Consider the following 22,991-nt stretch of genomic DNA (forward strand, 5'->3'; position numbering starts at 1 on the left):
TCCCCATGAAACTGCCTGCCGCCTGGCTGTGCTGCCTGTTGCTGACCTCGCCGGCCTGGGCCGCGGATACCGTGGTCAGCGGCAAGGTCTATCTGGAGCGCGACGGCCGGCCGGGCCGCGGCGCCACCGATCCGGGGCTGGCCGGCGTACAGGTTTCCAACGGCGAGACCATCGTCAAGACCGCCGCCGATGGCAGCTACAGCCTGCCGCTGCGGGACGGGCAGACCGTGTTCGTGATCAAGCCCGATGCCTACACCTTCCCGAAGGCGGCGGACGGGCTGCCGTCGTTCTGGCGCCACTATCGCCCGAAGGGTTCACCGGCGCTGAAGTACGGCGGCATTGCCGCGACCAGCGATGTCACCCGCAACTGGGATTTCGCCCTGCAGGCGGACCGCCATGACAGCCGCCGCGGCTTCCAGATGCTGGTGTTCACCGATTCGCAGACCGCCAGCCTGAAGGACATCGGCTACTACCAGCAGTCGATCGTCGCTCCGCTGGTGGGCCAGACCCGGGCGCGCATGGGCACCACCCTGGGCGATATCGTCAACGACGACCTGACCCTGTACCCGGCGATCAACAAGGTCACCACCGAGCTCGGCGTGCCGTGGTTCCATGTGCCGGGCAACCATGATCTCGATTTCGATGCGGCCAGTGATGAGCATTCGCTGGACAGCTGGCGCAACATCTACGGCCCCGATACCTACGCGGTGGAGGAGGGCGGCGCCAGCTTCGTGTTCCTCGATGACGTGGTGTACGACCCCAAGGCCAGGCCGAAGTACGTCGGCGGCCTGCGCGAGGACCAGTTCGCCTTCCTTGCCAGCTACCTGAAGGGCCTGCACAAGGATCGCCTGCTGGTGCTGGGCATGCACATCCCGTTGTTCGACGCCGCGCCGGGGCGGGAGACCTTCCGCCATGCAGACCGCCAGCGCCTGTTCGACCTGCTCAAGGACTTCCGCAACGTGCTGGTGCTGAGTGGCCACAGCCATACCCAGCAGCACGTCTACCACGGCAAGGCCGAAGGCTGGAACGGCGAGAAGCCGCTGCACGAATACAACGTGGGCGCCAACTGCGGTGCGTTCTGGTCGGGTGTGAAGAATGCCGCGGGCGTGCCGGACAGCACCATGAGCGATGGCACGCCCAAGGGCTATGCGTTGCTCGACGTGGCCGGCAACGGCAGCTACCGCCTGCAGTACCGGGTGGCCGGCAAGCCGGCCAGCGAGCAGATCGGGCTGCATGCGCCCAGGGTGCTGCGCCAGGGCGCCTACCCGGCATGGGGCATCTACGCCAACGTATACATGGGCGAGGACGCCAGCGTGGTCGAGTACCGCGTCGATGGCGGTGCCTGGCAGCCGATGAAGCAGGTCAGCCAGCCCGACCCGCGCCTGATGGTGGAGAACGTGGCCGATGATCTGGCCGCGACGCTGCGTGGCTACGACCGCTCGCCGGAAGCCACCGCATCGCCGCACCTGTGGCGTGGCGCGCTGCCGACCGATCTGGCGGTGGGCAGCCACAAGGTCGAGGTGCGTTCGACCCAGCCGGACGGCGCAGTGTTCACCGCCACCACCAGCTACAGCCTGCAGACTGCCCAGCCCTGACCCGCGGCATTGCCGCTCCAGCGAAAGGACCCCGCATGGATATCCGCTTCATGGCCGGCAGCACGCCGGTGACCCTCAGCCGCCACTGGTTCACCGGCGCGATGCTGCTGCAGAGTGCTACCGAGAAGGTCTGGGTGCAGCATCCGCTGCATCCGGGCACCCACTTCTCGTTCTCGCTGGTACAGTCATGGCTGCGCCACATCGCCGGCCACGAAGTGCTGGTGGAGCGCACCCGGCCACTGCTGTTCGCCGGCTTCCGCCCGCAGCGCCTGCGCGTGCTGGTGGACGGCGTGCAGGTGGCCGAACAGGAAGGCATGTAGGCCAACCTGAACCACCGGCGTGCTAGGCAAAGCCGCCCCGATGCCTGAGAATCGGGGCGATTCAATCGATCCAAGCAGGCCAGCGTGACCATCGCAGCAGCGTCCCCGGTTTCCTCCGACTCCGCCCGCGGCGGTCTTCCGCGCAGCCTGGTCGTCGCCGATGTCGGTGGCACCTTCGCCCGCCTGGCGCTGGCTGAAACGCAGCCCGGGCAGCCGCCCCGGCTGGGCAACCATCGCACCTACGCCTGTGCCGAGCATCCCAGCCTGGCGGCGATCCTGGCCGATTTCACCGCAGGCCTCGGCCAGCCGGTACAGACCGCGGTGGTGGCCATCGCCGGCCTGCTCGATGGCGACGTGCTGATCAATTCCAACCTGCCGTGGACGGTATCGCTGTCGGCCACGCGGCGCGGCTCCGGCCTGCACGAACTGCAGTTGATCAATGATTTCGAGGCGGTCGCGCTGGCCATTCCCTACCTGCAGGCGGACACGCTGGTGCCGCTGAACGGTGATGCCGATCCGGCGCAGGCGTTCCCGGCGCTGGTACTGGGCGCGGGCACCGGCCTGGGCGCGGCACTGCGCTTTGCCGATGGCGAACGCCCGGTGCTGGCCAGCGAGATCGGCCATGCCGCGCTCGCCGCCGGCAATGCGCTGGAACTGCAGGTGCTGGGCCAGCTGCTGCAGCGCTGGCCGCACGTGGACAACGAGCGCGTGCTGTCCGGTAGTGGCCTGATGAACCTGTACCCCTGCCTGTGCGAGCTGCGCGGCACCCCCCCGGTGTGGACCACTACCGAAGCACTGATCGGCGCCGCCCGCAGCGGTGAGGACGCGCTGGCAGTGGAAACGCTGCAGGTGTTCTGCGCCTGGCTGGGTAGCCTGGCGGGCGACGCGGCGATCGCCGTCGGCGCGCGCTCGGTGTACCTGGCCGGCGGTATTTCCGCGCATGTGCAGGATTTCCTGGCCGATGGCCGCTTCCGTCAGCGCTTCCTCAACAAGGGCGTGCTGACCGAGGTGCTGCGCCAGGTGCCGGTATGGCGGGTGGAGCACGGCCAGCTGGGTGTGCTTGGCGCGGCCGTCTGGCACGCCGCACGGCAGCCCGCGCACGACTGATCGGTACGGCTGGCATCGGGCCGGCCGCGCATTGCTGGGAGGGAGGGGAACATGGTGGATCGCAGGCAGTTCCTGCAGGCCGGAGCGTTGGCCGCAGGCATGGCGGCCCTGCCGGGCGTGCAGGCGCGCTCGCAGGGCGGGGCCAGGGTGGTGTCAACCTGGGACTTCGGCGTACCGGCCAACCAGGCCGCATGGACGGTGCTGGCGCAGGGCGGCAGCGCCCTGGATGCGGTGGAAGCCGGTGCGCGCTGGGCCGAGAGCGAACTGTGCAATCCCACCGTCGGCCACTGCGGCAACCCGGATCGTGACGGCGTGCTGAGCCTGGACGCCAGCATCATGGATGGCGATGGGCGCTGTGGCGCAGTGGCGGCACTGGTCGACATCCTGCATCCGGTGTCGGTGGCACGCAAAGTGATGGAGAACAGCCCGCATGTGCTGCTGGTGGGCGAGGGCGCCCAGCAGTTCGCGGTGCAGCAGGGCTTCGAGCGCAGGCGCCTGCTGACCCCGCAGGCCGAGGCGGCCTGGCGCGAATGGCTGAAAACCGAGAAGTACCAGCCACAGATCAACGCAGAACGGCGCGGCCTGCCCGGCAACAGTGACAACCACGACACCATCGGCATGCTGGCGCTGGATGCCCGCGGCAACCTGGCCGGTGCCTGCACCACCAGTGGCATGGCCTGGAAGCTGCACGGACGTGTGGGTGACAGCCCGATCATCGGTGCCGGCCTGTATGTCGACAACGAGGTGGGTGCCGCCACCGCATCCGGCGTGGGCGAGGAAATGATCCGCAACGCCGCCTCGTTCCTGGTGGTCGAGCTGATGCGCCAGGGGCGTTCGCCGGCACAGGCCTGCCGCGAGGCGATCGACCGCGTGGTGCGCAAGCGCCCGGAAGCGAGCAGAACGCTGCAGGTGTGTTTCCTGGCCATGAACAAGCAGGGTGAGGTGGGTGCCTACGCGCTGCATCGTGGTTTTGTCTACGCGGTGTGCGACGCGCAGCGCCAGGACGACCTGCGTGATTCGCCATCGATCTACACGAGCACGCAGGCGTGAGCCCGCGGCGCACGCTGGAGATCGCCAGCAATTCGCCGGCCTCGGCGCTGGCCGCGCAGGCCGGTGGCGCGGATCGTATCGAACTGTTCGACAACCTGGCCGAGGGCGGCACCACGCCGTCGTTCGCCAGCATCGCCATTGCCCGCGAACGCCTGTCGATCCCGCTGTTCGTGCTGGTGCGCCCGCGCCCGGGTGACTTCCACTACGACGCGCTGGAGACCGAACTGATGCTGCGTGACATCGCCCAGTGCCGCGCGCTGGGCTGCGACGGTGTGGTGATCGGCGCACTGGATGTGGAGGGTGGCATCGACCTGCCGCTGTGCCGCGAACTGGTGCAGGCCGCCGGGCCACTCCAGGTGACCTTCCATCGCGCCTTCGATGCCGCCCGCGATCTGCCCGACGCACTGGAGCAGGTGATCGGGTTGGGCTGCCAGCGCGTACTGACCTCCGGAGGCCAGGTCAGTGCCGAGGCCGGTGTGGATGTGCTGGCGGGTCTGGTCACACAAGCGGCAAGCCGCATCAGCGTGATGGCCGGCGCGGGGCTGGGGCCGGCCAATATCGCCGCCGTCGCGCGGCGCAGCGGCTGTACCGAGCTGCATGCGTCGGCCAAGGGCCTGCGGCGCTCGGCCATGCAGTTCCAGAACCCGCAGCTGCGCGGGCTGGACCCGGACTGGAGCCAGACCGCCACCGCCACCGTGGCCGCGTTGCGGCAGGCGCTGGACGCCTGACCCGCAGAGGCGGCCTCGCGCGGGGTCAGATCCCGTTTTCAAAGGGATCTGACCCCTTGAGTCGCCCGTTCGAGAGTCAAACCGGACAGAAACGTTCCGCGCGCAATGGTCGTCAGCGTGTCATCGAGGTGTGCGCTCCCCTCTCAGGAATGTTCTGCAACCGATTGATTCCTATAGTTCAAGCTGTCCGGTTGCGGCGGGGTGAGCGCGCTTGCTGCGCCGCCGCATGCCGGGCGTGGTTCAGTTGTGATTTAGTTTGGATCGATCCACAGGGGAGGGTGCTGGCTCGGTCTTGAACCGATCCAAGCGCCCGGATCAGCCGTAGTGCCGCGCCACCACCCGTCCGTGCGTCCACACTTTCGAAGAGCAACCAGCCATGGCTCAGTTCGTCCGCAAGCGTCGTCACCTGCTGTCCCAGGCCCTGGTCCTGGCCCTGTTGCCGCTGGCGGCCAGTGCACAGGACGCCGCCGGTTCGTCCACCAAGGATCTCGATGCGGTCACCGTCACCGGCTCGCGCATCAAGCGCGCCAGTGTCGAAGGCCCGGCACCGGTCAATGTGATCACCGCCGCGCAGATCCAGAAGGAGGGCTTCGTCAGCGTGTATGACGCGCTGAAGACCCTCACCGAAGCCACCGGCACCGTCGAAGCCGCTTCGCAGTGGGGCTCGCATACGCCCAATGCCAGCGGCCTGAACCTGCGCGGGATGGGCCCGAACCGCTCGTTGCTGCTGGTCAATGGCCGTCGCGTGGCCGACTACCCGCTGCCCTACGGCGGCGAAACCAACTTCTCCAACTACGGCAATATTCCGGCCGCTGCGGTGGAGCGCATCGAAGTGCTGACCGGCGGCGCGTCCGCCATCTACGGTTCGGATGCGATCGCCGGCGTGGTCAACGTCATCCTGAAGACCCACTATGACGGCGACGAAGTGCGCGTCCGCGGCGGTACCTCGACCGAGGGTGGCCGCGATACCTGGGACCTGTCCTGGGCCGGCGGCAAGACCGGCGACAACTGGAGCGTGACCTATGCGCTGCAGTACACCAAGCGTGATCCGCTGTTCGGCCGTGACCGGCCGCAGATGGACGATGCCGATGATGCGCCGTACCCGTCCTGGAACATGGAACAGCGCAAGGTCGGCTTCCGCCCCAGCGCAGGCCTGGCGCTGATCGATCCCAGCACTGGCCAGCGCCTGGCACCGCCTGCCGGCACCTGCGAGAAATTTGGCGGCGAGTACTACACCGCCGATCGGCTGGTCTACAACTATGCGGCCAACACCGTCAGCAACACCGGCCGCCTGTGCGGCATGAGTGCCGACTACGCCAACTGGCTGCTGACCGGCGGTGCCGAGAACGTGTCTGGCAACCTGTATGCCACCTTCGACTTCAGCAACGACCTGCAGGCCTGGACCAACCTGGCGGTGTACCGCTCCGAGGCGATCTGGGGAACCAACCCGCCGGGCGTGTCGCTGATCGACGATGACAACGGCTACTTCTGGGATGCCAACCGCAAGCGTCCGATCCTGGGCGTGCGCCAGTTCACCCCGAATGAAGTTGGTGGCCTGGATACGCTGCGCAACACCAACCGCGAACTGTCCTGGGACTGGAGCGCCGGAGTGCGCGGGCGCCTGGCCGGCCGCTTCGACTGGAGCGCGAGCGTTGGCCGCTCCTATTACCGGGTGGACGAGCGACAGAACGTGGTCGACAAGCAGAAGTCGTATGACTACTTCCTTGGCCCACGCCTGGGTACCACTGCGGATGGCGAGGCGATCTATGCGCTGGACGAATCGCGCTGGTGGAACCCGCTGACCCCGGACCAGTACTGGCAGATGGGCACCGTGGCCAGGAACCGCGCCGCCTCGTGGGTCAACCAGGCATCGGCGGATATCACTGGTGAACTGTTCCAGGGCTGGGCCGGTCCGATCTCGTTCGCGGCGGTGGCCGAGGTCGCGCAGCAGGGCTACCACCTCAGCCCCGATCCGCGCGCCGGCATCGACTTCGACCTGCAGAATGTCGATCGTGGCGGTGGCGAACGCACCCGTTATTCGGCCGGCGTCGAGTTCAAGATTCCGCTGCTGGACAGCGTGACCGCCACCGCGGCAGCGCGCTACGACCGCTACGGCAACTACAAGGCCGACGACAGTGGGGAAGCGCTGAACATTGGCAGCCAGAAGGAAACCACCTGGAACGTCGGCCTGGAATGGCGCCCGATGGAGTCGTTGCTGGTACGTGGCTCGTACGCCACCAGCTTCCATGCGCCGGACATGCACTACCTGCTGGGCCAGCCGAGCAGCTCCGAAGTGCTCACCTATGACCGCCTGCGCTGCATCCAGAGCGGCGCCTACCTGGTCAACAACTGTGGCGTTGGCAATACCGATGTCTGGTATGCGTTCGACGTGAACCGCCGCGGCACGCCGCTGCTGCGCTCGGAAACCGGCGACTCGTGGACGCTGGGCCTGGTCTGGGACGTGATGCCGAACCTGTCGGTCAGCGCCGACTACTGGGCGATCAAGCTGGAAGACATGATCGTCGACGTCGGTGCCGACGAGGTGCTGGCCAGCGAGGCGGGCTGCCTGACGGGCAAGAACATGGATGGCACGCCGTGGGCCAATCCGGCCGGTGGCGAGTACTGTGCCGGCATCCTGGCCCGCGTGAACCGGGACAGCAACGGGCGCCTGGTGTCGATCGAGCGTGGCCCGTTCAACCTGGCCAGCCGTGAGGTACGCGGCATCGACCTGACCGCGCGCTACCGCCTGGAGACCGCGCAGTGGGGCAGCTTCCAGCTGGGCGTCAACTACACCAACCAGATCTCGACCAAGGAGCAGCGCTACGCCAACGATCCGAATCCGGAGCGTCGCGACCGTGACCTGCGCAGCAAGTTGCGCGCAAGCCTGGCCTGGCAGCGCGGCAACTGGAATGCCAATGTCTATGCCGACCGCATCGGTTCGGTGCCGGGCGTCCGCTACCACTGGGGCACCGACCGCCTGGACAACCCGGGGGGCTGCCTGCCGTTCGCCGATGGCTACGTGCCCAGCGACAGTCCGTCGCTGAACTGCCTGGAACCGGCGACGCGTCCGGATGGATCGCCCAACCCGAATCCGAACGCGGGGCAGCAGACCGCGCGCTACTTCGGCCGGGTCGGCCCGTTCATCACCTGGAACTTCAACGTGGGCTACCAGGTGACCGGGCGGGCCAAGGTCAACGTCTACGTCAACAACGTGTTCAACTCGACCAGCTGGAACCACAAGGACCCGTACAAGCTGGACTACGACTTCGCACCGACCCGCCTGCTCGGCGCGGTGGGCCGCGAGATCGCGATGGAATACGTGTTCACCTTCTAGGATCGGTCAGTAGATCCACGCCAGGCGTGGATACGGAACCGGGACACCGGGGAGCGCTGCCCCCTTCAGGCAATGCGGACAGGCTGGATTTGACCTTCCCACGATGGCAAGGTTTAGCCTGTCCGCATCCAGAAGGAATCCCCGGGAATCCGATCATGAATACGCCCCGCGCCATTGCCGTCCCCGCCACCCTCAGCCTGCCCATCGAGGGCATGACCTGCGCCAGCTGCGTCGGCCGGGTCGAAGCGGCCCTGTCCAAGGTCGAAGGCGTGGACAGTGTTGCGGTGAACCTGGCCACTGAACGTGCCGAGATCCGTACCTCCGGTCCGGTTGACCGTGCGGCACTGGTCCAGGCGGTGGAACGGGTGGGCTACGACGTGCCGGCCGCGACCATCGAACTGGCGGTGCAGGGCATGACCTGCGCCTCCTGTGTCGGTCGCGTCGAACGCGCGCTGTTGGCGGTTGCCGGCGTCAGCCAGGCCAGCGTGAACCTGGCCACCGAGCGCGCCACCGTGCGCGGCGTGGCGGACGTGGCGGCGCTGGTCGCGGCGATCGACAAGGCCGGCTATGACGCACGCGTGATCGAGGCCGGCGTGCCGTCCACCGACGAGGCGGCGGACAGGAAGGATGCCGAGCGTGCGGAACTGAAGCGCGATCTGATCCTGGCGGCTGCGCTGGCGCTACCGGTGTTCGTGCTGGAAATGGGCTCGCACCTGGTTCCCGGCATGCACCACTGGGTGATGTCGACGATCGGCATGCAGGCCAGCTGGTACCTGCAGTTCGTGCTGACCGCACTGGTGCTGGCAATCCCGGGCCGCCGCTTCTACCAGAAGGGCATCCCGGCGTTGCTGCGGCGTGCGCCGGACATGAACTCGCTGGTAGCGGTGGGCACCGCGGCGGCATTCGGCTATTCGGTGGTGGCGACCTTCCTGCCGCGGCTGCTGCCGGCCGGTACGGTGAATGTCTACTACGAAGCGGCCGCAGTGATCGTCGCGCTGATCCTGCTCGGTCGCTTCCTCGAGGCACGCGCCAAGGGCCGCACCTCCGAAGCGATCAAGCGCCTGGTCAACCTGCAGGCCAAGGTCGCGCACGTGATCCGTGACGGCCGCAGCATCGATGTTCCGGTCAACGAGGTGCTGGGCGGCGAGGTGCTGGAGATACGCCCAGGCGAGCGCGTGCCGGTCGATGGCGAAGTGGTTGAAGGCCGCAGCTACATCGACGAGTCGATGATCAGCGGCGAACCGATCCCGGTCGAGAAGCAGCCGGGCAGCAGCGTGGTCGGCGGCACCGTGAACCAGAAGGGCGCGCTGACCGTGCGTGCCACCGCGGTGGGGGCACAGACCCTGCTGGCGCAGATCATCCGCATGGTCGAGCAGGCGCAGGGCTCGAAGCTGCCGATCCAGGCAGTGGTCGACAAGGTCACGCTGTGGTTCGTGCCGGCGGTGATGCTGGCGGCGCTGGCGACCTTCGTGGTCTGGCTGATCTTCGGTCCGTCGCCGGCGCTGGGTTTCGCGCTGGTCAATGCCGTGGCGGTACTGATCATCGCCTGCCCGTGCGCGATGGGGCTGGCGACGCCTACGTCGATCATGGTCGGTACCGGGCGTGGCGCTGAGATGGGCGTGCTGTTCCGCAAGGGCGAAGCGCTGCAGCTGCTGAAGGATGCGCAGGTGGTGGCGGTGGACAAGACCGGCACGCTGACCGAGGGCCGCCCGCGCCTGACCGATCTGCAGATTGCCGACGGCTTCGATCGCAGCACGGTGCTGGCCGCGGTGGCCGCGGTGGAGGCGCGCTCCGAGCATCCGATCGCGCGCGCGATTGTCGATGCGGCCACGGAGCAGGGCCTCGCCTTGCCGGCGTTGGCCGATTTCGAATCGGTCACCGGCATGGGCGTGCGTGCCAGCGTGGCGGGCATGCGGGTGGAGGTCGGTGCCGATCGTTTCATGCGCGAGCTGGGCGTGGACATCACCGCATTCGCTGCAGGGGCGGCGCAACTGGGCACGCAGGGCAAGTCGCCACTGTATGCCGCGATTGATGGCCGCCTGGCCGCGATCATCGCGGTGTCCGATCCCATCGAGCCGAGCACCCCTGCAGCGATCGCAGCACTGCACCAGCTTGGCCTGAAAGTGGCGATGATCACCGGTGACAACGCCGGAACCGCGCAGGCGATCGCGCGCCAGCTGGGTATCGATGACGTGGTGGCCGAAGTGCTGCCCGAAGGCAAGGTCGAGGCGGTGCGTCGGCTGAAGGCCACGTACGGCCACGTCGCCTTTGTCGGCGACGGCATCAATGATGCCCCGGCGCTGGCGGAGGCGGATGTCGGCCTGGCGATCGGTACCGGTACCGATATCGCGGTGGAGTCGGCCGACGTGGTGCTGATGTCGGGCAGCCTGCAGGGCGTGCCGAACGCGATCGCGCTGTCGAAGGCAACGCTGGGCAACATCCGGCAGAACCTGTTCTGGGCCTTCGCCTACAACACGGCGTTGATCCCGGTGGCCGCCGGCGTGCTGTACCCGGTCTGGGGCGTGCTGCTGTCGCCGGTGTTCGCCGCCGGTGCGATGGCGCTGTCCAGCGTGTTCGTGCTGGGCAACGCGCTGCGCCTGCGCCGCTTCCAGCCGCCAATGGTGGATGCCCCGGCAGCAACCCGTTGAAGGAGAGCATCACATGAACATCGGTCAAGCCGCCAAGGCGTCCAGCGTTTCGGCGAAGATGATCCGCTACTACGAGCAGATCGGCCTGATCCCTGCGGCGGATCGCACCGAGTCGGGCTACCGGGCGTACTCGCAGGCCGACATCCACCGCCTGCGCTTCATCCGCCGCGCGCGCGACCTCGGCTTCCAGGTGGCCGAAATCACCGACCTGCTGGGCCTGTGGAACGATACGTCGCGGCACAGTGCCGACGTCAAGCGCCTGGCCGAGCAGCACATCGTCGACCTGGAACAGCGCATCGAAAGCATGCGGCAGATGGCCGACACGCTGAAGTCATTGATCAGCTGCTGTGCGGGCGATGAGCGTCCGGAATGTCCGATCCTGCAGCGGCTGGGCGAGGATGACGGACTGCTGGAGCTGGACCCGGCGCCGAAGACCGGCGCGGTGCGGCGGCGCAGCCATGTCCCGTGAGCGGCTGAGGCCGGCATGAAAAAACCCGCCGGGCGTGGCAGCGCCGGGCGGGTCGTGTGTTGTGCGGGCCGGGCAGGGGTCAGGCGGTACGCGGCGGGAAGCCGGCATCATTGACCGCGGCGAAGACCTGCTCCTGCGACGCGGTGGTCTGCACCTTGACCAGCCCGCTCGGCGGATCGGCGACCACGCTGGCGTTCGGGTCGACCTGCTGGATCGCACGCGTCACGCTGCGCGCACAGCCACCGCAGGTCATGCCGTCGACATGGAATTCCATCTGTAGCTCCTTCGATGCTCTTGGGGTAGTGCCAGTGTGCACCTTGCAACGATGGCAGGGTCAAGCACCGGGCTGAACGACCGGCAAGCGCCGATCAGCCGGCATCGATGAAAACGGCAGCCACCTGTACCAGCGTGGCTGCCGTGGAGGAACGTCCCCGCCGGAGCGGGGCAATCCGTGCTGCCTTAGAACTTCCAGGTGGCGCCGAAGTACAGCTGGCGGCCTGCGTAGGTATTGGAGATCAGGCGGGCCTTGGTGTCGCTGCCCAGGTGCACGCGCTGCTCGGACTTGGTGGCATTGATCACCGAGGCGGTCAGGGTCCAGTCCGGGGTCAGGTTGTAGGCCACGTTCAGGTCCAACTGGTCATACGGCTCGGTATAGATGGTGAGGCCGTTGTTGAGCCCGCCGACCACCTGCCCGCGGCGGTTGAACGAAGCGCGCGCGAGGAACTTCTCGTTCTCGTAGAAGACCGTCACGTTGGCCTGGTTCTTGGCGCTGCCGACCAGCGGCGACGAACCGATTTCCTGGCCGTCCAGCACGATCGAAGCCAGGTTGGTGTCGTTGTAGGTGTAGTTGGCCTGCACGCCAACACCGAAATCGAAGGTGTACTGGCCATACAGCTCCACACCCTGCGACACGCCATCACGGCCGTTGGCCTGGGTTTCGTAGCGCTGTACGTTCACCGCTTCGCCACCGATGACCATCGGCGTGTCACGCACGACCGGCAGGGTGAAGTTGTCCACGTTCTTGCGGAACAGGCCGACACCGGCGACCGCGCCCGGCTGGAAGTACCATTCCAGGCCGAGGTCGAACTGGGTGGCCTTGAACGGCTCCAGCTGCTTGTTGCTGCCCTGGCCGACCCAACCTGCGGTCGATGCGCCGCCGGCAACCCGGCGATCATTCACGTACTCCTCGCTGTAGTAGGTCAGCGCGCCCGGTGCAGCGATGTCGGTGTAGCCGGGACGGGCGATCACCTTCGACGCGGCGCCGCGCAGCACCAGGGTATCGGTGATGTCCCAGGCGATGTTGAAGCTCGGAAGCACGTCGGTATAGGTGCGGTCGACGCCGATCAGGTCGTAGGTCTTGCTCTGCGCCAGGTCGTGGGGCAGGCGCACGAAGCCGCTCTCGCAGCTGTAGGTCGGGTAGGCCGCGGCTGCAGGGTCGGTGCACGCCATCGGTGCGCCGGACGCATTGTCCAGGAAGTAGTCGTTGAACTTCTCGATCGAGTCGGAGGACTGTGCGAACTGCTTGGTGCGCACCACGCGCACGCCGACATTGCCGCGCAGGCGTTCGGTACGGAAATTGGCCTGGAAGTAGCCCGAGTAGATCTTCTCGTTGACGTTGTAGACGAAGTCTTCCTCGGTACGGTTGTGCGAACCGCCGTAGGTCTTGTTCAGGTAGTCGATGTAGGCCGGGTAGTTGATGCCCGGGAACACGTTCGCGTTGAAACCGCCGGCGATGTTGCTGATCGGATTGGACAGGAAGAAGCCGGGTTGCGCGTTGCCCGCGGTCGGGTCGCAGCCACTCTGGTAACGGCTGTTGTCATAGTCGGCCGGATCGCGGCCCGGGCACACCCAGTAGGTGTTGCCGGTGTTGCGGTGGACCTTGCCGTCACGGTACTTGGCACCGAACTGGATCGAGTCCAGCCAGCCTGATTCGAACAGCTTGGTGACGTCGGCCTGGAAATAGTTCTGCTTGACCTCGGTGCGCTTCCAGGACGAATCGGTCGAGCCGGTGTCCACTTCGGCGATGCCGTTCATCAGCTGCTGCTGCAGGTCGGGCGAGAAGGTGGCCGAGGGCGTGCCGGTCAGGTCCCAGGCGCTGTACAGATTCCCCGCCAGATAGTCGTTGCCGACCTTGCGGCGCGGCTTGGCCGACATGCGGAAGTTCATCGACGGTCCGCCTTCAGACCAGGTACGGCCACCGGTGAACGAGGCCTTCCACAGCGGGCTGATGTCCCAGTCGATGGTCAGGTCGGCCGTCTGCGACAGCGCCTTTTCCTTGCTGTAGCCACCGGTCAGCTGCGGCGTCGGAACCGTGCAGTCGTCCGGGCCCCAGCCACCGGGCTGGAGACCGGCGGCCTTGGCCTGGTCTTCGCTGCAGTAGTAGGTCTTTCCGGCCAGCTTTTCGAACTGGGCACCGGTGACGGTGTTGCCGCTGGGATCGAAATCCAGGCCGTTGAGCAGGCGGCCGCCGGCCCAGTTTCCATCGCCGTTGAAGCGGGCCATGCTCCATTCCGGAATCTTCAGCATGTTCTGGGTGTAATCACCCTGCAGCTCGAAGCGGAAGTAGTTGGCCGTCATGGTGACGTTGTCGACCGGCTTGAACTGGAACGTCAGCTGGCCGCCCTTGCGCTCGCGCTTTTCTTCCTTCACCGCGAAGTTGACCGAGGTCGGCATGAAGAAGTCGCTGTAGTTGCCGCCGGTCTGGTTGTTGAAGCCAGACTTGCCCCACCAGTAGTGGATGCCATCCTGTGCCTGCACGTTGCCATAGGCGTCGCGCGCCTTGCCGGCGCCATACCACTGGTAGTCCTCGGTGCTGGCTTCCATGGTGCGGGTGGTGCGCTTCTGCTGGGTCACGCCGACCAGCACGCCGAAACGCTCGTCCTTGCTGTGCCACGAGTACAGCGCCGACGCCTGCGGGTCGATATCGTGGTGGGTGTCGGAGGACGTACCCTCGAGGGTGACGAAGCCCGAATTGGATTCCATGTCCAGCGGGCGACGGGTGTGCAGAATGACCGTACCGCCGATGCCGCCTTCGTCGATGCGTGCTTCCGGCGACTTGAACAGCTCGGCGCTGGACAGCATGTTCGACGGCAGCAGGGTGTAGTTGAACGAACGGGTCGCTTCGTCGTTGGTTTCCGAGGTGGCGACGTAATTGCCGTTCAACTGGGTCAGGGTCAGGTCCGGGGCAAGGCCACGCACGCTGACGCTCTTGCCTTCACCACCGCTGCGGGTGATGACCACGCCGGGCACACGCTGCAACGCGTCGGCCACGTTCTTGTCGGGGAACTTGCCGACGTCTTCGGCGGTGATCACTTCGACCACGGCGTTGGCGTCGCGCTTCTGTGACAGGCTCTTTTCGATCGCGTAGCGGTAGCCGGTGACCTGGACGCTGTCCAGGTTGGTGGCCTCCTGCGAGCCGGTGGGGGTGGCCTGCTGCGCGGCGGCGCCGGCCGGAACAACGGCGGCGGCCAGAGCCAGCGCGATGGCCAGCGACAATGCGTCGTGGCCGCGCGTACGTGTTGAATGCTTCATTCCCATCTCTCCCTCTCTCCTGGATTGATCCGGTGACGTGGCACGGACAACTTGAATCGATCTAATTTGAAGTGACATTGTCGCTATCGCCATGCATTGGCAGCAGCACCGTGCGCGTGGCCTGGTACGTCCTGTCTCTGCTTCCCCAACTCCCGGCCATCGCAATGTCGTCTTGGATCGATCTAAGCGATGGGCGGGCGTTTTTTAGCACGGGGCGCCCGTGGGCGCATGTTGCTTCGCAATATGGTACTGGCGTGGCGAAGGGATGACGTTTTGCTGAAATCAGTGAAAACGTTTTCGTGCGCAGGAGGGGGGGGCGGGCAGGGCTGCGCCCTGCACCTGCCGAAGCCAAAGCCAAAGCGGCTCTGGTTTTCTGTGGGTTGGGCGGGGCGGTGTGGGCTGGCAGGACACACCGCAATCCGACACCGCTCCGCCTTCGACAGTTTCCCGGTGACGGTTGGATTGTCCTGGGGAAGGCGTGGCGGACGGTATGTGGTCGAATCCGCTTTCCGTTGGAAAACGGATCTGACCCCGATTGATTTCGTTATCCGTCAGAGATTCATCCACGCATGGCGTGGATCTACCGCAGATCGCGAGAAACTGTCGAAGGCGGGGTGGGTCCGGTTGCGGGAGTGTCCGCGGCATGGATGCCGCGGCCAAGCCCCCATGGACGGGTTTACGGCGTCTCCCGCAACCGGACCCACCCCGCCTGCCCACGGATAGTCAGCTGTTGCTTCGGCTTCGGCTTCGGCGGGTGCAGGGCGCAGCCCTGCCGAACACCCCTCTCATGCTGCGCCGCAGAATGCATTCAGCCAAAGCTGCATGCTCTACTTGAATCGATCTAAATAAGCGGTGCAGGGGTCGGTTGTCATTCCAGGGGGAGCTGTCTGCCGGTCGAAGGCGGGGCTCGGTGGAACGCCGCCGGACGGCCCCAGCGCCTGCCTCCGCGTCATCGACTACAGGAACCCGACATGCGTCCAGTGCCGTCCGCTCCCGCCGTCCCATCATCTCCGCGCCGGCTGGCGCGCCTGGCCTGCCTGCTTGCGCTGTCGGCGCTGCCGATGCTGCTGCAGGCGGCACCGGCAGCGCTGGAACGCGAGGTCAACACCTTCATCGGCAGCAAGGACGACGGCAACACCTTCCCGGGTGCGTCGGCGCCGTTCGGCCTGATCCAGGTCAGCCCGATCGGCAGCCACTATTCGGGCTGGCGCTATGACGATGAAAAGATCCGCGGGTTCGGCCACTCGTTCCTGTCCGGTGCCGGATGCTGGGAGCAGGGCGGCCAGGTGTTGGTGCTGCCGGTGACCGGTTCGATCGGCCCCGGCGGCGATTTCGATACCGCTGACGCCAAGCACTTCAACCACAAGGCCTATGCCGCCGCGTACAGCCATGACGGCGAGATCGGCCAGGCCGGCTATTACAAGGTGCGGCTGACCAGCTACGGTGGCATTGATGCCGAGGCCACCGCGCGTACCCGCGCCGCGGCCGAGCGCTACACCTTCAGCCAGCGCCAGGGTGAGGGCCACGTGCTGGTCAACGTCGGCCAGGCCAACGAGCGCCATTCGGTCATCGGCAGCGTGGTCGATGTGGTCGGCGACCGTGTCGTGGAAGGCAAGCTGGTGACCAAGAGCTTCTGCGGCGGCCACCAATACACCACCTGGTTCCGCATCGAGTTCGACCGCCCGTTCAAGGCGCATGGCACCTGGGGCGAGGGCGGCGGGCTTCCGGGCGCACGCCACAGCATGGAAGGCGAGCAGAAGCCGAATGGCGCCTGGCTCAGTTTCGACCTGGCCAAGGGCCAGTCGGTGACCGCGGTCAGCGCGATCTCGCATGTCGATGCCGAAGGTGCGCGCAGCAACCTGCGCGCGGAAGGCATGCAGGGTGGGGCGCTGCTCGGCTTTGATCGCATGCGCGCGCTGTCCCAGCAGGCGTGGCGCGAGCAGCTGGGCCGGGTGCGCGTGCAGGGCGGCAACGCCGACGATCGCACCGTGTTCTACAGCGCGGTCTATCACGCCCTGCTGCAGCCGATGACCGGCAGCGATGCCGATGGCCGCTACCGCGGCTACGACGATGGCATCCACCGTGCCGATGGCTGGACCTATTACGAGTACTTCTCGCTGTGGGATACCTACCGCGCGCAGAACCAGTGGCTGGCGTTGACCCGCCCGGACGTGGCGCGTGACATCGGCCGCACCCTGCTGGCCATCGACGAGCAGGGCGGTTGGCTGCCGCGCTGGGGCTACGCCAATTTCGAGACCAACATCATGACCGGCGATCCGGTCACGCCGTTCATGGTCGACCTGTGGCGCTTCGGTGCGCTCAAGGGGCGTGAATCGCAGGCGTGGGATGCGCTGCGCCGCAATGCGTTCGGTACGCCGCCGCTGAACTCGCGGATGGCCGGCCGTTCCGGCAACCCGACCTACCTGGAAAAGGGCTATGTGGTCTACGACCGCGCATTCCCGTCCAAGGGCATGGATGTCGACCCGCATCACGGCGGTTCGGCAACGCTGGAATATGCGCTGGCCGACTGTGCGCTTTCGCAGATGGCCGATGGCCTGGGTCACGCGCAGGACGCGGCGACGCTGCGCGAGCGCGGCCGCAACTGGCGCAAGGTGTGGGACCCACAGGTGCGCGACGCCGAGACCGGCTTCACCGGTTTCCCGCGCCCGCGTACCGAGGACGGCCAGTGGTACACGCCGGCCGATGGCCATTACAGCCCGCGCTCGCACCATGGTTTCCATGAAGGTACGGCGTGGCAGTACCAGTGGCTGGCGCAGCAGGACGTGCCGGGCCTGGTCGAAGCGATGGATGGCCGCGAACAGGCCGGCCGTCGCCTCGATGCGTTCTTCGCGATGGACGCGCTGCAGGCCGATCCGCTCAATGCCGCCCGCAAGGAGTGGGTGGTTGGGCCGTACAGCTACTACAACCAGTTCCGCTACAACCCGAACAACGAGCCGGACCTGCACTCGCCGTGGCTGTACACGCTGATCGGCCAGCCGTGGAAGACCGCAGCGGTGGTGCGTGCCGCGCAGCAGCTGTTCACCAATGCGCCGAACGGGGTGACCGGCAACGATGACCTCGGCACGATGTCGGCCTGGTACCTGTTCAGTGCGATCGGCGTGTACCCGGCGGTGCCGGGCAGCGGCCAGTTCCTGCTGCACACCCCGCGCTTCAGCAAGGTGGAAGTGGACATGGGCAATGGCCGCACCCTGCGCATCGACGCGCCGGGGGCCGATGGCCGCCGCCTGCAGTACGTGCAGGGGGTGCAGGTCGACGGCCAGGCGCACGCGCCGGTGTGGTTGGACTGGAACCGCCTGCAGCAGGGCCCGCGCCTGCACTTCGCGCTCGATGCCAAGGCGCCGGAGCAGGGCTGGGGCACGGCGGTGAAGGACCTGCCGGTGTCCTGGTGCGCGGCACCGGGTAGCCAGCTGCGCTGAGCCGGACTGTGCCGTTCGCGGTGACCCAGCGAACGGCACGGCACGACAAGGCCCTGATCCATTAGGCTTGAGCTTCCAGCGGAGTCCGGGAAGACGATGAACGACAACGGCAGCAGTCCCAGCAAGCGCGCCGGCAAGGCGGTGACGGTGACCGACATCGCACGTGCCATCGGCGTGTCACGGGCAACCGTGTCGCTGGTGCTGCGTGGCAGCCCGCTGGTCAATGTCGATACCCGCGCCAAGGTCGAGGCCGAGCTGCGCCGGCAGCGCTACGTCTACAACCGTGCGGCGGCCAACCTGCGCCGCCGCACCTCGTCCAGCATCGCGCTGGTGATCAACGACCTGTCCAACCCGTTCTTCGCCGAGTTTGCCTCGGGCGTGGACGAGGCGCTGGGCGGGCGCGGCTACGTGACCCTGCTGGGCAGCACCGGCGAATCGCCCGAGCGCCAGCAGGCCGTGTTGTCCACGCTGATGGAGCACACCCCGGCCGGGTTGATCCTGTCGCCGGCCGAAGGCAGCGACACCGCACAGCTGCGGCAGGCGCTGGGTGCCAATGCCAACGTGCTGCTGTTCAACCGGGAACTGGACGGGGCCGACTGGGACTTCCTGACCCTGGACAACCAGCACGGCGCCTACCTGGCCACGCGTCACCTGATCGAGCGCGGCCATCGCCAGATCGCCTTCTTCGGCGGCCACGCCGCATCCAGTTCGTGCCATCAGCGCCGTGCCGGTTTCCAGCAGGCGCTGGCCGAGGCCGGGCTGGCGCTGCCGGCGGGTGGGATGATCGAGTCGGCGCCGAACCGCCTGGAGGCGGCCGCGCGCACCGATGAGCTGTTTGCCGACGGCCAGCGGCCGAGCGCGGCGGTCTGCTACAACGACACCGTCGCGCTGGGCCTGATGCTCGGCCTGAACTCGCGCGGGATCCGTCCCGGCGGTGACTTCGCGGTCACCGGCTTCGACGACATCTCCGAGGCGGCGGTGGCGGTGCCGCCGTTGACCACGCTTACCGCAGACCCACGCGAGCGCGGTCGCCAGGCGGCGGCGCTGCTGCTGCAGCGGCTGGACGATCCGGATGCGCCGCCACGGCGCACGGTCGCGCCGGTGCAGCTGCGCATCCGCGAAAGCAGTGCCGCACGGCCGAACTGATTCCCTGCCGATACCCCTTCCACGCAACAACGACCTTCCGCGCATCGAGGCGCGTACCGCATGCCGATCTCCGCAACGCCCCGTCCATCGGGTTCTTCGGGCAACGCACCCGCCGTCACCAACGGCAAGGCGCTGGCTGTCGTCACCACGATCTTCTTCATGTGGGGCTTCCTGACCTGCCTCAATGACATCCTCATCCCGCACCTGAAGGCAGTGTTCGAACTGAACTACGCCAAGGCGATGCTGGTGCAGTTCACCTTCTTCGGCACCTATTTCCTGATGTCGTTGCCGGCGGGGCGCCTGGTCGCCGCACTGGGTTACAAGAAGGGCATCGTGGCCGGCCTGGTGATCGCCGGCATCGGCGCGCTGGGCTTCTGGCCGGCGGCCGAGTTGCGCGTGTACGGCGCCTTCCTCGGCGCACTGTTCGTGCTGGCCACCGGCATCACCGTGCTGCAGGTCGCGGCCAACCCCTATGTCGCGCTGCTGGGTCCGGAGCAGACCAGTTCCAGCCGCCTGACCCTGGCGCAGGCGCTGAACTCGCTCGGTACGGCCATTGCGCCGATCTTCGGCGGCATGCTGATCCTGTCCAATACGGTCAAGAGCGCTGACGACATCGCGGCACTGCCGGCGGCCGAGCAGCTGGCCTACCGTGCCGCCGAAGCACAGGCCGTGCAGGGCCCGTACGTGGGCCTGGCGGTGGCGCTGGTACTGCTGGCGCTGTTCGTGTTCCTGTTCCGCCTGCCGGCGCTGAGCGATGCCACCGAACAGGCCGACCAGGGCCATCACCACAGCTACCTGGATGCACTGCGCAAGCGCCATCTGCTGCTGGGCGTGCTGGGCATCTTCTTCTACGTGGGCGCCGAAGTATCGATTGGCAGCTTCCTGGTCAACTACCTGTCGATGCCGAACATCGGCGGCTTCAGCGAACAGGAAGCCACGCACTACGTGTCGGCCTACTGGACGATGGCGATGATCGGCCGCTTTGCCGGTTCGGCACTGCTGGCACGCTTCTCGCCCAGCCGGCTGCTGGCGATCTTCGCGCTGGTCAATGTCGGGCTGCTGACGCTGACCATGATGAGCGCGGGCAACGTCGCGCTGTACTCGGTGGTGGCCATCGGCCTGTTCAACTCGATCATGTTCCCGACCATCTTCGCGCTGAGCATCGAGCGCCTCGGCCCGCTGACCAACAAGGGTTCCAGCCTGCTGATCATGGCCATCGTCGGCGGCGCGGTGGTGCCGTACCTGCAGGGCGTGCTGGCCGACCATATCGGCGTGCAGGCCAGCTTCATCCTGCCGTTGCTGTGCTACGGCTACATCATTTTCTACGGACTGGTCGGCGCGCGTACGCCGGCCTCCGCAACGCAGGGAGGCTGAGTCCGGAATGGGTGCCATTGTCTGCTTCGGCGAAATTTTGATCGATCTACTAGCGCAGCCGCCGGCCTCGGCCGACACCCCGCGCGCGTTCCTGCAGTACGCCGGCGGTGCGCCGGCCAACGTCGCCGTGGCGGCCGCGCGGCTGGGTGCGAAGACCCAGTTCGTCGGCATGCTGGGCCGTGACATGTTCGGTGACTTCCTGGCCGACAGCCTGGTCGAGCACGGCGTCGGTACCGACTACATCGCGCGCACCGACGCGGCCAAGACCGCGCTGGCCTTTGTCGCCCTCGATGCCGGTGGCGAGCGCAGCTTCAGTTTCTACCGCCCGCCGGCGGCCGACCTGCTGTTCCGTGACAGCGATTTCCAGGCGGCGTGCTTCGACAGCGCGCAGTGCTTCCACGTCTGCTCCAACAGCCTGACCGAGCCGGCCATCGCCGAAGCCACCTTCGCCGGCATGGACCGCGCGCGGGCCGCCGGTGCGGTGGTCAGCCTCGACCTCAACCTGCGCCCGGCCCTGTGGCCGATTGACATCGATCCGGCGCCGCGCCTGTGGCAGGCACTGGAGCGGGCCGACCTGGTCAAGCTGTCGCGCGAGGAGCTGGACTACCTGGCGGCCCCGCTCGGCGCCGATGGCGAGGCGGCGGTGCTGCGGCGCCTGCTGGCTGCGCAGGCGCGCTGGGTGATTGTCACCGACGGTGCGGCGACGCTGCACTGGTATACCCGCGACAACCACGGCACGGTCTCCAGCTTCCGCGTGGCCGCGGTGGACACCACCGCGGCCGGCGATGCGTTCGTCGGTGGCGTGCTGGTCGGCCTGCTCGAGCGGGGCGGCGCCGGTGCGGGCTTCGCTGCGTTCTGCCAGGACCCCGAAGCGATTACCGCGACGCTGCGCTTCGCAGCCGCCGTCGGTGCGCTGGCTGTTACCCGCAAGGGCGCGTTCGCCGCGATGCCCTCGCTCGATGAAGTGCAGCAACTGCTGCAGGCACAGGACATTCCCGCATGAGCACCTCGCCCGATTTCCGTTCGCCCGCCTTCCTGCGTGCGCACATCGCCGACACGATGGCGTTCTACCACCCGCGCTGCATCGACCCGAACGGTGGCTTCTTCCACTATTTCCGTGATGACGGCAGCATCTACGATGCCAGCCATCGCCATCTGGTGAGCAGCACCCGTTTCGTCTTCGACTATGCGATGGCCTACCGCGAATTCGGCAATGCCGAGTATCGCGAGGCGGTCGAGCACGGCGTGCGCTACCTGCGTGAGGTGCACCGCAACCCGGCAACCGGTGGCTATGCCTGGACCCTGCGCGATGGCAAGGTCGAGGACGACATGAACCACTGCTACGGCGTTGCGTTCGTGCTGCTGGCCTACAGCTGCGCGCTGAAGGCCGGCGTCGAGCAGGCGCGCGCATGGATGGACGAGACCTGGCAGCTGCTGGAGGCGCGCTTCTGGGAGCCGCAGCACGGCCTGTACAAGGACGAGGCCGACGGCCAGTGGAACTTCACCGGCTACCGTGGCCAGAACGCCAACATGCACATGTGCGAGGCGATGCTGGCTGCGTTCGAGGCCAGCGGCGAGCAGCGCTACCTTGAGCGCGCGCTGCAGCTGGCCGACAACATGACCCGTCGCCAGGCGGCCAAGGCTGGTGGCCTGGTCTGGGAACATTACGATGTGAACTGGGAGATCGACTGGGACTACAACCTGGATGATCCCAAGCACCTGTTCCGTCCGTGGGGCTTCCAGCCGGGGCATCAGACCGAATGGGCCAAGCTGCTGCTGATCCTCGATCGCCACGTGCAGGCCGACTGGCTGCTGCCGACCGCGCAACACTTGTTCGACGTGGCCGTGGCGCGCAGCTGGGACGAGGCCCGTGGTGGTCTGTACTACGGTTTCGCACCGGAAGCGCGCCGCCAGCCGGGCATGCAGGGGGCGGCGATCGGCGGCGACAGTTTCGTCTGCGATGACGACAAGTACTTCTGGGTACAGGCAGAAACCCTCGCCACCGCCGCGCTGATGGCCGCGCGTACCGGCGATGAGCGTTACTGGCAGTGGTACGACCGCCTGTGGGCATATTCGTGGGAGCACTTCGTCGATCACCGGTACGGTGCGTGGTTCCGCATCCTCGATGCCGACAACCGCAAGTACAGCGACGAGAAGAGCCCGGCCGGCAAGGTCGACTACCACACGATGGGCGCCTGCTACGAAGTGCTGAACGTCGTGCGTTGAAGCATGCCCGGCCAATGCAGTAGCGC

Annotated in this window: 15 protein-coding genes; 13 read left to right on the top strand and 2 right to left on the bottom strand. The window is 67.0% G+C overall.

Annotation, left to right across the window (positions count from 1 at the left end):
* Positions 1 to 5 precede the first annotated feature (5 nt).
* The 8 genes from Q0P60_RS11215 to cueR all read left to right on the top strand — a co-directional run bounded on the left by Q0P60_RS11215 (position 6) and on the right by cueR (position 11,251).
* Positions 6 to 1,595 (top strand): calcineurin-like phosphoesterase family protein, encoded by a 1,590-nt coding sequence (locus Q0P60_RS11215; RefSeq protein WP_294992893.1) that lies wholly within the window; start codon positions 6 to 8, stop codon positions 1,593 to 1,595.
* 35 nt (positions 1,596 to 1,630) lie between these two features.
* Positions 1,631 to 1,915 (top strand): hypothetical protein, encoded by a 285-nt coding sequence (locus Q0P60_RS11220; RefSeq protein ID WP_094001916.1) that lies wholly within the window; start codon positions 1,631 to 1,633, stop codon positions 1,913 to 1,915.
* 84 nt (positions 1,916 to 1,999) lie between these two features.
* Positions 2,000 to 3,022 (top strand): glucokinase, encoded by a 1,023-nt coding sequence (locus Q0P60_RS11225; protein ID WP_294992900.1) that lies wholly within the window; start codon positions 2,000 to 2,002, stop codon positions 3,020 to 3,022.
* 51 nt (positions 3,023 to 3,073) lie between these two features.
* Positions 3,074 to 4,072 (top strand): N(4)-(beta-N-acetylglucosaminyl)-L-asparaginase, encoded by a 999-nt coding sequence (locus Q0P60_RS11230; protein WP_294992903.1) that lies wholly within the window; start codon positions 3,074 to 3,076, stop codon positions 4,070 to 4,072.
* Positions 4,069 to 4,800: a copper homeostasis protein CutC gene (locus tag Q0P60_RS11235; protein ID WP_294992906.1), complete on the top strand. Its 732-nt coding sequence runs from the start codon at positions 4,069 to 4,071 to the stop codon at positions 4,798 to 4,800. The genes Q0P60_RS11230 and Q0P60_RS11235 overlap by 4 nt, the downstream gene beginning before the upstream one ends.
* A gap of 376 nt (positions 4,801 to 5,176) precedes the next feature.
* On the top strand, positions 5,177 to 8,134 hold the full coding sequence (locus Q0P60_RS11240) for a TonB-dependent receptor (RefSeq protein ID WP_294992909.1): 2,958 nt from the start codon (positions 5,177 to 5,179) through the stop codon (positions 8,132 to 8,134).
* 155 nt (positions 8,135 to 8,289) lie between these two features.
* Positions 8,290 to 10,782, top strand: a complete 2,493-nt coding sequence (locus Q0P60_RS11245) for a heavy metal translocating P-type ATPase (protein ID WP_294992912.1) — start codon at positions 8,290 to 8,292, stop codon at positions 10,780 to 10,782.
* 13 nt (positions 10,783 to 10,795) lie between these two features.
* A complete protein-coding gene (cueR, locus tag Q0P60_RS11250; RefSeq protein ID WP_294992916.1) occupies positions 10,796 to 11,251 on the top strand; it encodes a Cu(I)-responsive transcriptional regulator in 456 nt (151 codons plus the stop codon).
* A 79-nt stretch (positions 11,252 to 11,330) separates the two neighbouring features.
* On the opposite strand, the gene Q0P60_RS11255 is transcribed toward cueR, so the two are convergent.
* Both Q0P60_RS11255 and Q0P60_RS11260 read right to left on the bottom strand, forming a co-directional pair.
* Positions 11,331 to 11,525: a heavy-metal-associated domain-containing protein gene (locus tag Q0P60_RS11255; protein WP_294992920.1), complete on the bottom strand. Its 195-nt coding sequence runs from the start codon at positions 11,523 to 11,525 to the stop codon at positions 11,331 to 11,333.
* A gap of 185 nt (positions 11,526 to 11,710) precedes the next feature.
* Positions 11,711 to 14,788, bottom strand: a complete 3,078-nt coding sequence (locus Q0P60_RS11260; protein WP_294992924.1) for a TonB-dependent receptor — start codon at positions 14,786 to 14,788, stop codon at positions 11,711 to 11,713.
* Positions 14,789 to 15,753: 965 nt separating this feature from the next.
* On the opposite strand from Q0P60_RS11260, the gene Q0P60_RS11265 reads away from it, so the two are divergent.
* From Q0P60_RS11265 to Q0P60_RS11285, 5 genes are all read left to right on the top strand, one after another.
* A complete protein-coding gene (locus Q0P60_RS11265) occupies positions 15,754 to 18,219 on the top strand; it encodes a GH92 family glycosyl hydrolase (protein WP_294992927.1) in 2,466 nt (821 codons plus the stop codon).
* Between the two features lie 96 nt (positions 18,220 to 18,315).
* Positions 18,316 to 19,365, top strand: coding sequence for a LacI family DNA-binding transcriptional regulator (locus Q0P60_RS11270; protein WP_294992931.1), 1,050 nt, complete (start codon positions 18,316 to 18,318; stop codon positions 19,363 to 19,365).
* Between the two features lie 60 nt (positions 19,366 to 19,425).
* Complete coding sequence (fucP, locus tag Q0P60_RS11275; RefSeq protein WP_294992935.1) at positions 19,426 to 20,739, top strand: L-fucose:H+ symporter permease; 1,314 nt, start codon at positions 19,426 to 19,428, stop codon at positions 20,737 to 20,739.
* Between the two features lie 7 nt (positions 20,740 to 20,746).
* Positions 20,747 to 21,742 (top strand): carbohydrate kinase, encoded by a 996-nt coding sequence (locus Q0P60_RS11280; RefSeq protein ID WP_294992940.1) that lies wholly within the window; start codon positions 20,747 to 20,749, stop codon positions 21,740 to 21,742.
* The gene (locus Q0P60_RS11285; protein WP_294992943.1) at positions 21,739 to 22,965 is read left to right on the top strand and encodes an AGE family epimerase/isomerase; all 1,227 of its coding nucleotides are present in this window, start codon (positions 21,739 to 21,741) and stop codon (positions 22,963 to 22,965) included. Before Q0P60_RS11280 ends, Q0P60_RS11285 begins: the two co-directional genes overlap by 4 nt.
* Positions 22,966 to 22,991: the final 26 nt, after the last annotated feature.

Origin of the sequence: uncultured Stenotrophomonas sp. (genome assembly GCF_945952405.1) — a bacterium.
Classification (GTDB): domain Bacteria; phylum Pseudomonadota; class Gammaproteobacteria; order Xanthomonadales; family Xanthomonadaceae; genus Stenotrophomonas.